At 73.7% G+C, this 13,106-nt stretch carries 13 protein-coding genes; 5 read left to right on the top strand and 8 right to left on the bottom strand.

Features of this window, described 5'->3' with window-relative positions; translation table 11 throughout:
* The first annotated feature begins 25 nt into the window (after positions 1–25).
* The gene (locus tag ACZ4M5_RS13355) at positions 26–784 is read left to right on the top strand and encodes a PaaX family transcriptional regulator C-terminal domain-containing protein (protein WP_467736095.1); all 759 of its coding nucleotides are present in this window, start codon (positions 26–28) and stop codon (positions 782–784) included.
* A gap of 172 nt (positions 785–956) precedes the next feature.
* Here ACZ4M5_RS13355 and ACZ4M5_RS13350 read toward each other — a convergent pair whose 3' ends face one another.
* Together ACZ4M5_RS13350 and ACZ4M5_RS13345 are read right to left on the bottom strand one after the other, a co-directional pair.
* Positions 957–1,745 carry a pectate lyase gene (locus ACZ4M5_RS13350; protein ID WP_467736093.1) on the bottom strand — a complete coding sequence of 263 codons (789 nt, stop codon included), beginning with the start codon at positions 1,743–1,745 and terminating at the stop codon, positions 957–959.
* Between the two features lie 379 nt (positions 1,746–2,124).
* Positions 2,125–3,204 (bottom strand): NADH:flavin oxidoreductase/NADH oxidase, encoded by a 1,080-nt coding sequence (locus tag ACZ4M5_RS13345; RefSeq protein WP_467736091.1) that lies wholly within the window; start codon positions 3,202–3,204, stop codon positions 2,125–2,127.
* 117 nt (positions 3,205–3,321) lie between these two features.
* On the opposite strand from ACZ4M5_RS13345, the gene ACZ4M5_RS13340 reads away from it, so the two are divergent.
* A complete protein-coding gene (locus ACZ4M5_RS13340; RefSeq protein ID WP_467736089.1) occupies positions 3,322–3,672 on the top strand; it encodes an ArsR/SmtB family transcription factor in 351 nt (116 codons plus the stop codon).
* Between the two features lie 187 nt (positions 3,673–3,859).
* On the top strand, positions 3,860–4,315 hold the full coding sequence (locus ACZ4M5_RS13335) for a DUF6214 family protein (RefSeq protein WP_467736087.1): 456 nt from the start codon (positions 3,860–3,862) through the stop codon (positions 4,313–4,315).
* 60 nt (positions 4,316–4,375) lie between these two features.
* On the opposite strand, the gene ACZ4M5_RS13330 is transcribed toward ACZ4M5_RS13335, so the two are convergent.
* On the bottom strand, positions 4,376–5,035 hold the full coding sequence (locus tag ACZ4M5_RS13330; protein WP_467736085.1) for a DUF305 domain-containing protein: 660 nt from the start codon (positions 5,033–5,035) through the stop codon (positions 4,376–4,378).
* A 190-nt stretch (positions 5,036–5,225) separates the two neighbouring features.
* Between ACZ4M5_RS13330 and ACZ4M5_RS13325 the strand changes: the two genes are divergently transcribed.
* Positions 5,226–6,728: an LVIVD repeat-containing protein gene (locus ACZ4M5_RS13325; RefSeq protein WP_467736083.1), complete on the top strand. Its 1,503-nt coding sequence runs from the start codon at positions 5,226–5,228 to the stop codon at positions 6,726–6,728.
* Here ACZ4M5_RS13325 and ACZ4M5_RS13320 read toward each other — a convergent pair.
* The 5 genes from ACZ4M5_RS13320 to ACZ4M5_RS13300 form a co-directional block, all read right to left on the bottom strand.
* The gene (locus tag ACZ4M5_RS13320) at positions 6,716–7,402 is read right to left on the bottom strand and encodes a TetR/AcrR family transcriptional regulator (protein WP_467736081.1); all 687 of its coding nucleotides are present in this window, start codon (positions 7,400–7,402) and stop codon (positions 6,716–6,718) included. The two genes, ACZ4M5_RS13325 and ACZ4M5_RS13320, sit on opposite strands and share 13 nt — an antisense overlap.
* A gap of 195 nt (positions 7,403–7,597) precedes the next feature.
* Positions 7,598–8,287, bottom strand: a complete 690-nt coding sequence (locus tag ACZ4M5_RS13315; protein ID WP_467736079.1) for an HAD family hydrolase — start codon at positions 8,285–8,287, stop codon at positions 7,598–7,600.
* Positions 8,288–8,404: 117 nt separating this feature from the next.
* Positions 8,405–9,094 carry a phosphatase PAP2 family protein gene (locus tag ACZ4M5_RS13310; protein WP_467736077.1) on the bottom strand — a complete coding sequence of 230 codons (690 nt, stop codon included), beginning with the start codon at positions 9,092–9,094 and terminating at the stop codon, positions 8,405–8,407.
* A gap of 118 nt (positions 9,095–9,212) precedes the next feature.
* Positions 9,213–10,148, bottom strand: coding sequence for a M56 family metallopeptidase (locus tag ACZ4M5_RS13305; protein WP_467736075.1), 936 nt, complete (start codon positions 10,146–10,148; stop codon positions 9,213–9,215).
* A gap of 407 nt (positions 10,149–10,555) precedes the next feature.
* Complete coding sequence (locus tag ACZ4M5_RS13300) at positions 10,556–11,122, bottom strand: DUF5134 domain-containing protein (RefSeq protein ID WP_467736073.1); 567 nt, start codon at positions 11,120–11,122, stop codon at positions 10,556–10,558.
* Positions 11,123–11,272: 150 nt separating this feature from the next.
* Between ACZ4M5_RS13300 and ACZ4M5_RS13295 the strand changes: the two genes are divergently transcribed.
* The gene (locus ACZ4M5_RS13295; RefSeq protein WP_467736071.1) at positions 11,273–12,940 is read left to right on the top strand and encodes an FUSC family protein; all 1,668 of its coding nucleotides are present in this window, start codon (positions 11,273–11,275) and stop codon (positions 12,938–12,940) included.
* The last annotated feature ends 166 nt before the right edge of the window (positions 12,941–13,106 follow it).

Below are 13,106 nucleotides of genomic sequence, written 5' to 3'. Positions count from 1 at the left end.
AGGTCGCCGCGTACAGTACGTGACCATGCCCAGGAACGTGCCCGCGCGGTCCGGCGCGCTCGGTCTGCGCCCCCTGTCCGCGCGGTCGGTCGTGCTGAGCCTCCTGCTCGGCACGCACCCCCCGGAGCTGGCGGCCCGGGAGCTGGTGCCGCTCGTCGAGGGGTTCGGCGTCGGGGGTTCCACCCTGCGCGCGGCGCTCAGCCGGATGGTGGCCGCCGGCGATCTGCGGCGCACCGACGCCGGTTACCGGCTCAACGACCGCCTGCTGGACCGTCAGCGCCGCCAGGACGACGCCGTACGGCCGCGCACGCGCGCGTGGGACGGCGACTGGGAGATGGCCGTCGTCACCGCGACCGGCCGGGGGCCCGCCGAGCGCGCCGACCTGAGGGCCCGGCTGACCGGCCTGCGGCTGGCCGAACTGCGCGAGGGCGTCTGGCTCAGGCCCGCCAATCTCGCCCGGGAACTCCCCACGGACCTGGGTGAGGTCGTCCAGCGGTACACGGCCCGTCCCGAGCGCCCCGCCCGCGAACTCGCCGCGTCGCTGTGGCCGCTGGACACCTGGTACGGCACGGCCCGGGACCTCCTGGCCCACATCGCCGGGGCGGACCGGCCCGCTGACCGCCTCTCCGTGTACGCCGCGGTCGTCCGGCATCTGCTCGCCGACCCGGTGCTGCCCCCGGAACTCCTGCCGGCCGACTGGCCCGGGGACGAACTGCGCGCCGCCTACACCGCCTACCAGTGGGAGTTGACCAGGGCGGTGCACGCGCGCGTGCGCGGCACATGACCCGTACGGCTCGTCCCGCACGGCTCGACCCGCACAGGCCGACCCGCACGGCTCGACCCGGACGGTCCGACCGGTCGGGACGGGGCGGAGGCAACAGCGTGGACGGCCGTGCGCAACGCCCGCCGGGGCGCTCCGCACGGCCGCCGTCACCGTGGGGGGAAGTCTCCCCGGACTAGCGGTACGTGATGTCCGAGGTGGAGTACAGGCAGTTCTTGCTGTCCGGGCCGGACCCGACCGCGGTGTTGTTGTTGTACTTCTGGCAGGGGACGACCTTGCGCGCGGAGTCGTTGCGGATCGTGATGCCGCGCAGGGTCGCCACGTCGTTCCGGTTGACGTTGATGCCGACGAGCCGCGCGGTGGACCCCGTACCGGTCACGTCGATGGTGTTGAGGTTGACCTTGCGGGTGTACTGCGTGGAGCAGTCGCCGCAGGAGCGGTAGAGCGTCTTGAACTCCTGCACGGCGAAGTTGGAGATGTTGAGCGTGCCACCGCCGTTGTGCTGGAAGACCTTGTCCGCCGCCTTCTTCGCCCCTCCGCCGATCACGTGGTAGGTGGCGCCGGTACCGCCGCGGAAGGTCGCGGCGTCCTCGCCGACGTCCTCCCACCAGACGTTCTGCAGCGTGCAACTGCCTTCGCAGTGGATGCCGTCGGCGGCCGGGGCGCCCAGGACGACGTTCTTCAGCACCGCGCCGTCCGCGAGCCGGAAGATGGGGTCCTGGCCCTCCTCCTGGCCGTCGCCGGCCAGGTCGCCGGTGCCGTAGTACCGCTTCATCCCGTAGTCCTTGGTGCCGGACACCGAGATGGTGGAGGAGGTGCCCTGGCTGCCGTTGGGGGTGGGCCAGGTGGCGGCGCTCGCCTCCGGGGCCTGCGTGGTCATGATCATGCCAACCGTGAGGCCGAGCGTGGCCAGTGTGCCGGTCAGTGCGCGCCCGCGGGCGCGTGGTCGGGTCGCAGACGTCATGGTCCCGATTCCTTCTGTCGTGGGGGCGGATCAGGTTCGGGTGCTTCATGTACATGAACGATGGTCATGCTGTCGTCCGTTGTGCGGTTGCGCGTGTGTCCCGGCGTGCGCCTGCCTAGGCCACGATGTGCAGTTCCTGGGGTCGGGCAGGGCGCGACAGGTGCCCCGCTGAGGCACATCCGGGTCAACCCGCTGAACGGAACGTAGACGGTAAGCGCTTTCTGGTCAACGCTTCGCACAGACCACATCCGGCCGTCCGTCCGGCCGGTCCCGGTCGGGTGTCCCGGTGGTCGAACGCTCGCTGGGGAACGCCGAAACCGGCCGCGCCGGCGCCCCGGGGGGCGTGCGCGGCCGGTCGACGGCGGGTGCGGAGGCCGGCTCAGACCGAGCGGTGGTACTGGTCCGGCACGTGCACCTCACCCCCGAGCTCCCGCGCGGCGTGCCGGGCCCACGAGGGGTTGCGCAGCAGCTCGCGGCCCAGCAGGACGGCGTCCGCCTCGCCGTTGGCCAGGATCTTCTCCGCCTGCTCCGCTTCGGTGATCATGCCGACCGCGGCGACCGGCAGACCCGTCTCGTTGCGGACCCGGGCGGCGAAGGGCACCTGGTAACCGGGGCCGGTGGGGATGTGCACCCCGGAGGCGTTGCCGCCGGTGGAGACGTCCAGCAGGTCGACGCCGTGCGCGCGCAGATCGCCGGCGAGACGGACGGTGTCGTCCGCCGTCCAGCCGCCCTCGTCGAGCCAGTCGGTCGCCGAGACGCGGAAGAACAGGGGCTTGTCGTCCGGCCAGACGGCGCGGACGGCGTCGACGACCTCGAGCGCGAAGCGGGTGCGGTTCTCGTAGGAGCCGCCGTAGGCATCCGTGCGGTGGTTGGAGTGCGGCGAGAGGAACTCGTTGATCAGGTAGCCGTGGGCGCCGTGGATCTCCGCGATCTCGAAGCCGGCGGCCAGCGCGCGGCGGGCCGCGTCCGCGAACTGCCGCACCACGTCCCCGATCTGTTCGGCCGTCAGCTCGGCCGGGACCGGGTGCCGGTCGTCGAAGGCGATCGCGCTCGGGGCGACCGGGTCCCAGCCGTGGCCCTCCGGGCCGACCGGGGCGCCGCCCCTCCAAGGGCGCTCCGTCGACGCCTTGCGGCCGGCGTGGGCCAGCTGGATCGCCGGGACCGTGCCCTGCTCCCGCAGGAAGCGGGTGATCCGGCGGAAGGCCGCCACCTGCGTGTCGTTCCAGATGCCGAGGTCGTAGGGCGAGATGCGGCCCTCCGGGGACACGCCGGTGGCCTCGACGACGACGAGGCCCGTGCCGCCGGTGGCGCGGGCGGCGTAGTGGGCGAAGTGCCAGTCGGTCGGAGCGCCGGCCTCCGGGCCCTCCGGAGCGGCCGAGTACTGGCACATCGGGGGCATCCACACGCGGTTCGGGATCGTCACATCGCGCAGGGTGAGGGGCTCGAAGAGCGCGGTCACGGCGGACTCCGTTCGTCAGGGGCCGAGGTCGACTCGTACGATAGACCTCGTAGTACGGCGAGTGTCAAACTACGAAGGTTCTCGTACCATGGGAGGCCCCGAGGAAGTGAGGCCGCCGTGACGACCCCCGCCGTGAGTAGCCGTGCTCTGCCGCATCCCGCACGGGACGAGGTCCGGCTGGAGGGTGTGCTGCACGCGCTGTCCGATCCGATGCGGCTGCGCATCGTGCGGGAACTGGCCGCCGCGGTAGGGGAGTTGTCCTGCTCCCACTTCGAACTGCCGGTGACCAAGTCGACCACGACCCACCACTTCCGGGTGCTGCGGGAGAGCGGGGTGGTCCGGCAGGTGTACCGCGGGACCGCCAAGATGAACGGACTGCGGCGCGATGATCTGGACGCCCTGTTCCCCGGCCTGCTGGACGCGCTGCTGGAGGCCGCGGACCGGCAGACCGCCCGCCTCGCGGACTGACGGCGCGAAGGGTGTCCGGGCGTCCGGCGGCGCGCGTGCGGCGCCGTCGCGGCTCCGCTGACAGGGTGCAGTGCGTCGCCGGGGGCGCGTGTCCGATCTGTAGGGAATGTGATCATGCGGTTACGTTCCGTGTGTGCTCGAAGCATCCTTTCTTCATCTTTCTGATCGCTCTCCGGCGGACGGTGCGGTGTCCGTGCGCCCCGCGTGGGAAGTGCGGGAGAGCGCGGGCGCCACGCGCTGGTTCGAGTTCCGTCTGGCCTTCGCGGACGGAGCCCGTGTCGACGCGCTGGTACTGGTGGCCGGCGGAACCGTCTGCGTGGAGGAGGTGCGCGCCCAGCCCGCGCTGACCCTGGACGATCTGGCCGTGCTCGCCGACTGGATCGAGGAGTCGGTCGCCGGGGCGTGCGCCACCGGGCCCGAGGGCGGGGGAGACGGCCCGGGCCGCCGGGCCCGGCCGGTGCCCCCGCGCGGCGCCGAGGGCCGGCAGCTCGTCGCCCGGGAGTACCGCGCGGCCCAACGGTCCGGAACCGACCCGGTCCTCGCCGTGATGTCCGCGACCGGCCACGGCCGCCGCACCTCCCTCCGGCTGATCGGCCAGGCCAGGGACGCCGGACTGCTGCCGGCGCGCCGCGCCAGGCGCTGACCTGCCGGACCGCACGGCAGCCGGCCGGGCCCTCACCCGGACGGGCGCCGGGCGAGCCGCTCAGAGCATCTTCCGCATACGTGTGATCTCGCTCGTCTGCTGCGCGATCACCTCGTCGGCCATCTCCTCGACGCGGATGTTGTTGCCCTGCCCCTTCACCTCCGTGGCCATGGTGATCGCGCCCTGGTGATGGGTCGTCATCAGGGTGAGGAAGAGGTGGTCGAACGCGCCGCCCTCGGCCGCGCGGAGCTTCTTCAGCTGGGCCTCGGTCGCCATGCCGGGCATCGCCGCGTGGTCGTGCCGCTCGGCCTTCAGCGGTTTGCCGTACGACTTCAGCCAGCCCTTCATGGCCTCGATCTCGGGCTTCTGCCCGGCCGCGATGCGCTCGGCGATGCGCGCGACGTCCTTCGACTCGGCCCGTCCCCGCACGAGCCCGGTCATCTCCAGCGCCTGCGCGTGATGCTCGATCATCATGCGGACGTAGGAGACGTCGGCCGAGTTGGGGGAGTCGTTCTCCGTGCTCCGGTCCGCCGCCTCCTCGGGGGAGAGGGTGCGGTTGGCCTCACCGGGCTCGCCCGGCGCGATCACCGCCGGACCGTCCGCCGCCGCCTCACCGTCCGAGTCCGAGTCGCAGCCTCCCGCGCCGAGCACGGTCAGGACGACCAGCCCCGTCACGACGGCGGACGCGCGGGACGTACGGGACGCACGGCGGAAGAGCACAACGACCTCCTGGGGCGGGCGGGTTGGGGCGCACCTCGTGTTGCGGACGGCGTACTGGCACGCTTCCGCGGGTCATTGATCGCAAAACTTCATTGCGATTCTGTTGCCCCCTATTGGTATGTGCATGGCGAAGACGATACTGCGTGGTGCGTGAACCGTTCCGCAGTGAACGGAACCAGGGAGGAAAACAGTGATCCTGTTGAACGACCGCAGAACACGCCGCAGACGACTGGGAGTCGTCGCAGCCGCCGGCGGCTTGCTGGCCGCGCTCCTCACGGCTGCTCCGGCAGGGGCCACCCCCGACCCCGGGGACGCGCCGCCCGCGCCGAAGGAGGTGTCCAGGAACGCCCAGGCCGAGGTGCGCGACGCCATCCGGAACGGCGACATACCCGGCCAGGACGAGATCGTCCGCTCCGACAACATCCGGCATGTGGCGCACGTCCCCAAGGACGTCCTGAAGGGCACGAACTCGGACCTCGCCTTCCAGGGCAGGTACGCGTTCGCCGGGAACTACGACGGCTTCCGCATCTTCGACATCAGCAACCCCCGGGCACCGCGGACCGTCGCCGAAGTCCTGTGCCCCGGCTCGCAGAACGACATCTCCGTCTCCGGCGACCTGTTGTTCCTGTCCACCGACTCCTCGCGCAGCGACAGCAGTTGCTCCAGCACCACCCAGCCGGCGACCGAGAAGTCCTCGTGGGAGGGCATGAAGGTCTTCGACATCAGCGACAAGCGCAACCCGAAGTACGTCGCCGCCGTCGAGACCGCCTGCGGCTCGCACACCCACACGCTGGTGCCCGAGCGCCGCAACGTGTACGTGTACGTCTCCTCGTACTCGCCGAACGCCGCCTACCCCGACTGCCAGCCGCCGCACGACGGCATCTCCGTCATCAAGGTGCCGCGCCACGCCCCCGAGAAGGCCGCGGTCGTCGGCTTCCCCGTGCTGTTCCCCGGTGAGGGCCCGGACGGCGGCGGCAACCCGGGCGGCCCGGTCAACCCGGGGGTCTCCAAGACCACCGGCTGCCACGACATCACGGTGCTCCCCTCCGAGGACCTGGCGGCGGGCGCCTGCATGGGCGACGGCATCCTCTTCTCCATCAAGGACCCGGAACGCCCGAAGGTCATCGACCGGGTCCAGGACAACGTGAACTTCGCGTTCTGGCACTCCGCGACGTTCAACCAGAGGGCCGACAAGGTCGTCTTCACCGACGAGCTGGGCGGCGGCGGCGCGGCCACCTGCAACGCCGAGGTCGGCCCGGACCGCGGTGCCGACGGCATCTACGACGTCGTCGGCAAGGGCGACAAGCGCAAGCTCGTCTTCCGCAGCTACTTCAAGATCCCCCGCCACCAGGCGGACACCGAGAACTGCGTCGCCCACAACGGCTCGCTCATCCCGGTCAGGGGCAGGGACATCATGGTCCAGGCCTGGTACCAGGGCGGTGTCTCCGTCTGGGAGTTCACGGACTCGGACCGGCCGAAGGAGATCGCCTACTTCGACCGCGGCCCGCTGACCACCGACACCATCACGACGGCCGGCTCCTGGTCGGCGTACTACTACAACGGCTACATCTACTCGAACGAGATCGCCCGGGGCTTCGACGTCCTGAAGGTCGACGACCGGCGCACGGATCCGGCCCGCCGGGTCCACCAGCGTGAGCTCAACGTGCAGACCCAGCCCGACTACTTCGACTGATCCGCCGGGCCGCACCGCGGTGCGGCCCCCGTCGCGAAGAACCGCGACAGATCGTCGTCGCCGCTCCCGCCGGAGGCTCCGGTCTCCGGCGGGAGACCCAGTTCCCAGTCGAGCCGGTAGCGCTTGAACAACTCGGCCCGCAGCACCGGGACCGGCATCGGCGCGCCCGGCACCAGGGCCGCGTACACCGCGCCCATCAGCAGGGCCCGCATCATCGGGTAGTCGCTGTCGACGTCCCGCGAACCGTGCCGCGCCATCGTGTCGCGCAGCAGCTCCGCCAGCCGGCGCTGCTCCGGGCACTGCATGAAGCCCTCGGTGTCCAGGATCCCCGCCATGTGCTGGCGCATCAGCACCGGCCGGTCGCGGGCGAGGCCCAGGACGGCGTCGATGGCCCGGGCCATCCGCTCCCGGCCGTCGTCGGTGCGCGGCTCGCGCTCCAGCGCCTCCTCCAGCGTGCGGTGCATCAGCCGGTGCACGGCGGACTGCACCAACTGCCGCTTGCCCGGGAAGTAGTACGACACCAGACCGCGCGCCGAGCCGGCCCGGTCCGCGATGTCGCCGAGTGTGGTGGCCTCGTAGCCGCGCTCGCTCACGAGCTCGACCGCCGCCTGCAGGAGCCGCTCCCGGGAACGCCGCCGCAACTCTTCATTGACCGAGGCGCTGCGCGGGGACATCCTGTAACTCCTGCGTTGACTGGCTGCCAGCCAACTATACTCGGAGGTGTCCGGCCGGACCCGCTCGGTCCTGGCCGGCAATGCCGTCTGCCTCGGGCGACGCGGGGGATCGTCCGAGGCAGACGTGCGAACGCCCCAGTGGTCGCCTCGGGCTACCACCTCTCGGCCGAACACCGGGCCCACGCCCGCGGGGGGTCAGCTCACCAGCTCCAGGACGGGCAGCAACCCGGCGGGCCGGTCGGCCACCGGCAGATGGTCCACGAAGTGCACCGCGCAGCCCAGGGCGCCGGCGCCGCCGTCCGCCACGCGGTTGTCCCCGACCATGAGCGTCCTGCGGGGATCGGCGCCCAGCGCCTCGCACGCGGTCGCGAAGAGCCGCGGATCGGGCTTCTGGATGCCGTGCTCGAACGACAGCACGTAGGTGTCCACGTAGCGGTCCAGGCCGTGCTCGCGGAAGACCGGCCGGAGGTCCCAGCCGATGTTGCTGACCACCCCCACCGGAATGCCGCGCTCCCGAAGGGCCCGCAGCACCTCCGGGGCGTCCGGGTAGGGGGTCCAGGCGGCCGGGGTCATGTGCCGGTCGTACAGCGCGTCGTGCAGCGCCGGATCGGGCAGCGGAACCTGGCGGGACAGGCCGGTGTAGGCGGCCCGGTGCAGTGCGGCGCTGCGGTCACGGACCTGCCAGGCCTCGGCGAGTTCCTCCGGGATCCGGGCCGGATCCCCACCGCCGGGGAGCGCCCCGACCGCCTCCAGAGCCCGTGCGGCGGCGGTCAACTCGGCCTCGGAGAGCGGGGACCGGTTGCCCGCCGTCGCCCCGCGCAGCCAGGCGTCGGTGGACTCGACCCGGAAGAGGGTCCCGGAGAAGTCGAACAGCACGGCGTTCATGGGGCGATCCTACGAGGCACTGCCCTACGCCCGTCGGTCATTCCGGGAGCCCGGCGGCCGACGCCCTCGGGGCGTGACGGGGCCGGGCGGTCGGTGACCAGCGGGGCGGGGACCCGCTCAGTCCCGCTCGTCCAGCCGCCCCGGCTGCCACCGGGTGTGCGCCCACACCGCCAGGGCCACGACCGTCGCGCCCAGCAGCCAGCCGCCCATCACGTCCGACGGCCAGTGCACGCCCAGCCAGATCCGGGTCATCCCGACGCCCACCACGGAGACGACGGCCACGGCCAGGGCCGTACGCCACACCGCGCGGGTGACGCCGTGGCGGTGCAGGAGCCACAGCAGCAGTCCGCACACCACGGTGGCGGTCATCGCGTGGCCCGACGGGAAGGCCGCGTAGTGGGCCGAGTCGACCGGATCGGGCCACACGGGGCGAGGCCGGTCCACGGCCGCCTTGACGCCCTGCTGCAGCAGCGTGCCGAACGCCACGGCCACGGCCAGCCACACCGCCGTCCAGCGCGCCGCGAACCGCACCACCAGCGCCACGACGACGGCCGCGCACAGCAGCCTCATCGTCCACGGGTCCCAGACCCAGTCGGTCAGGATGCGGCACGCCTGGGTGACACCGCCCTCCTCGACCGCCCAGCGATGGGTGGTGGCCGCGATGTCGCCGTCCGCCGTCACGAGCGGACTCCATCTCGCCGCGACGAGGGTCAGCAGCAGGGCCGAGCACACGGCCAGGGCACCGGCGAGCGTGGCGGTGACGTGGTGCTGCGGGCGGGGCGGGGAGTCGACGGACGAGGTGTGCATACAGCGATAGTCGCCGAACCCGGGGTTCCGAAACCAGCGCGGGGACGATCTCCCGCCACCCGGACGACCGGTCCCGGACGCCTCCCGTCCACCCGGCCCCGCCCCGGCCGGGCCCCGGTCAGCCCAGCGCGCGCAGCCCCGGCACGAACGCCACCAGCACCGGCACCACCGGAACCAGCGCGGCCGCCGCCGTCAGGCGCAGCCGCCGCGAGGGGGACAGGCGGTCCGGGGGCGTGAGCAACCGGTGCACCCGGGCCGGGACATGGGCCTGCGGCGTCGGGCACGGCCCGAACACGCCCCGGTGCTCGTTCAGTTCGACCAGGGCCAGGGCCGTGGTCAGCCGGCCGAAGCGCCGCGAGGCCGTGTCGTCGGCGGCGAGTTCGACCAGGCGGTGCATCTCGTCGCGGAACGCGGCGAACACCGGCACCTGCGGGAAGCCGCCCGCGAGGGCGGAGGAGCAGTTCAGCAGCCAGTCGTGCCGGGCACGGGCGTGACCCTGCTCGTGGGCCAGGACGGCGTCCAGTTGCCGGCCCTTCAGCCGGTGCAACGCCGCCGTGGTCACGACCAGTTGGGCGGGGGTTCCGGGAACCCACCAGGCGTCGGGCCGCTCGCTCTCCAGGACGACGAGCCGGCCCGGGACCGCCACCTCGCCCGGCATCAGCGGGGCCCGGACCAGGAGGTCGGCGCGGCGCCGGCGGCGCCGCGCCCGGGCCCGGACGATCTCGCGGACCAGCATCGCCGCGCTCCACAACCCGGCACAGGCCAGCGTCACCGCGGTGCTCGCCGCCCAGGTGCCCGCCGTGCCGAGTGCGTAGGCCTCGACGACCGGGCCGGGCGCCGTCGCGAAGACGTGCCCGCCGACCGCGTGCCAGGCAGCCGCCGCGCTCAGCGTCATCGACAGCGCGCAGCACACCAGGACGGCCGCCACCACGCACTGCCAGACCCACAGCGCCACCACGGGCTCGCGGTCCGGCCAGTCCGCCCGGGCGAGCAGCCGGGGAGCGGCCACGGCCGTCAGGGCGCCGAGCAGCAGCAGCGCCGCGGGGAGCATCATGGCCGCAGCCTATGAGGGCGGTGCCTGCCGGCGGTACGGCTCGTGGGGCCGAAGTGACGCAGGCAACGAAATCCGCAGCCGTCGGCGCATGCCACAACCGTCGGCCCGGGCCTCCGGGTACTCGGAGCCGCGAGGTCATGGAGGGCGTGGGGCCTGGGGCCTCGTGAGGGCCTGGGGCCTCGGGAGGGAGTGGGGCCTGGAGCCTCGGTGCCGCCGAGCCGGAAAGGCCGGCGAACCGGCGTCGGGCGGCCGTACCCGTCTCCGTCGCGCCCGACGGCGGCCGAGTCCGTGCGCGCGTGGCTGTCGCCGGACTCGGGCCCGCCGCCAGGGAGCAGCGGCCGGCGCGCACCGGGTGCCGCCCGCGGACACCGGCGCCCGCCGTCCGGGCCGGACGCACCGGCGCGGTGTCACAACGTCAGCAGCATCGCCACCATCGCCATCCCCATGGACAGGCGGCAGGCCCGCGCCAGCTCCGGCCGATCACCCCAGCCGCTCGCGGCCGTCCCCCGGCCCGCGCCGCCGCTCCCCGCCACGGCCGCGACCGGCACCAGCCGTGCCCCGGCCAGCAGCACGTAACCGGCGAAGTACAGCAGCAGCACCCCCGTCAGCAGTGGAATCCCCGAGCCGCCCCCGCCGTGCGCGTGGCCGGGGGACCCCGCCATGACGACGGACATGTAGACCATCGCCCCGGCTCCCACCAGATGGTGCAGGTGGTGCGCCCCGGCCCGCGCGGCCCACAGCGCGTGCAGGCCCGCCGCCCCGAACACCGCCGCGTACGCCGGCCAGGCCCACGCGGGCGGAGTGAACACCGCGGCCGGAACCGCCATCACGGCCATCCCGAAACCCATCAGCGCCTCACCGCCCGCGGTGCCGCGCTCCCCCTCGGCCCCGCTGCGCATCCGCACCAGGCAGTAGGCGCCGGTCACCGCGCAGAGCGCCACCAGCAGCCAGCCGGACGATGCCGGTCCGTGCACGCGTACCTCCCCCGTTCGGCGGTCGGTCATTCGATGCCCGGGCCGGGCGGTGCGCACGCGAGCGCAAGGGTGTACACGGGGAGCGTTCCGGGGAGCACGGCGAGAGGAAGGATAAGTTTCACGAGTAAAACACCTGTTAATCTGAAGGCCATGAGCACTGCGCCCCCCACCCCCACCGCCTCGACCACTCCACGGCGTCTCCCACTGGCGGGTGTGCTGCGCCCCGGCCGGCCCTCCGAGATCTGGTTCAAGCCCGCGCTGAGTGTGGTCGCCTCGATGGCGCCGCCCAACCTGACGCTGCTCGCGCTCGGGCGACTCGACCTGGCGATGTACACGATGGCGGGGTCCCTGTGCGCCCTGTACACGCACAACCGCCCCTACGCGGCCCGGGCCCGGGCCCTGGTCTGGGTGGTGCTCGGCATGGTCGGCGGTCTGGCCGTGGCCCTGGTCGCGGCCTCGCTCACCGACAGCACCGCCCTCCTGGTCACCGTCGGCGCGCTGCTCGCCGCCGCGCAGAAGGTGCTGTGCGACGCCACCCGCGTCGGCCCGCCGGGCAACGTCGTCCTGGCCTTCGTCACCTCGGCGTCCCTGTTCGTGCCGCAGAGCCTCGCCCAGGTCCCCGGCCACCTGGCGCTCGCCGCCGCCACGGGTGCCTGGGCGTGGCTGGTCTGCATGGCGCCGGGACTGCTGCGACCGCACGGCCCGGAGCGGCGGGCCACCGCCGCCGCACTGAAGGCGGCCGCCGCCTGCGCCGCCACCGCCACGACGGGCACCGACGGCGACCGGGCCCGCACGGCCGGGTACGCCGCCGTGCAGGCCGCCTGGCAGTCGCTGCTGTCCACCAGGGCCCCCTCGCGCACCCGGCGGGCACTGGAGCGGCTCGTCGTCCGCGCCGAGGTGGCCCTCGCCGCACCGGCGGAAGCGGACGCCGCACGGCTGCGCGCCTGGGCCGGCGAGCTGCGCGGCAACGGGCCGGTACCGCACGCCGGGCTCCCGCCGGCCGCCGCCGAGGAACTCCTCGGCGTCGAGGCGGCCCGGCCCCTGTGGGCCCGCCTCGGCCCGCTGACCCCGCTCGCCGCCCGCACGGCACTCGGCTGCGCGCTCGCCGGCTACGCCTCCCTCGTGCTGGGCGTCGGCCGGCCGTACTGGGCGCTGGTCACCGCCGCCTCGCTCTACCAGGCCAACATCACCCTGACCTGGAGCCGCGCGGTGCAGCGCGTGGTGGGCAACGTCGCCGGCGTCCTCGTCTTCCTGGCCGTCGTCCCCCTGGCGCACCTGGGTCCGGCGGCCCTCGTGCTGAGCTGCCTGGTGTTCAGCTTCGGCGCCGAGGTGCTGATCAGCCGGAACTACTGGCTGGGCAGCGTGTGCGTGACGCCGATGGCCCTGCTCATCACGGAGTTCGCCGGGTACCAGGCGCCGGGGGAGCTGATGAAGGAGCGGGTCGTGGACACCGTCGTCGGGGCGCTGGTCGGTCTCGCCGCCGCCGTGGCGGTGACCGACCGCCGCGCGGGCGACCGGGTGGAGCGCGCGCTGGCGGCCGCCGACCGGGCCCGTGAGGACGCCGCCCGCCTGCTGGCCGGGCCCGACCCCGCCCCGGCCGCGCTGGAATCGGCCCGCCGAGCCCTCGCGGTCGCCCTGGCCGCCCTCCGGGCCACCGCCGATGCCGCGGCCGGGGAGTGGTGGCAGCGGGCGCTGCCCCACGAGAGGGTCGTGCTCACCGAGCAGTCCGGACACCGTACGCTCGCCGCTACGGCACGACGCCAGGGGCTGCTCCCGCGGCGGAGCGCGGGCACGGAGACGGAGGACGCACGGGCATGACGCCGACCGAGGGATCGTCACCCGCAGGGAACGGCCCGGGGGCCGGACCCCGCGAGGGGGCCGGAGCGGGGCCGGCCGCGCGGGACCGGCCGTCCACGGCGGACCGGGCCGCCGGGACCGCGCGGGCCGGCACCGGCGGCGAGGGTCCGGTCGCCGGCAGCCCGCC

The organism is Streptomyces sp. NPDC026246 (genome assembly GCF_055567995.1).
The sequence above is the reverse complement of the archived record's forward strand: the minus strand, read 5'-3'. Positions and strand labels throughout refer to the sequence as shown.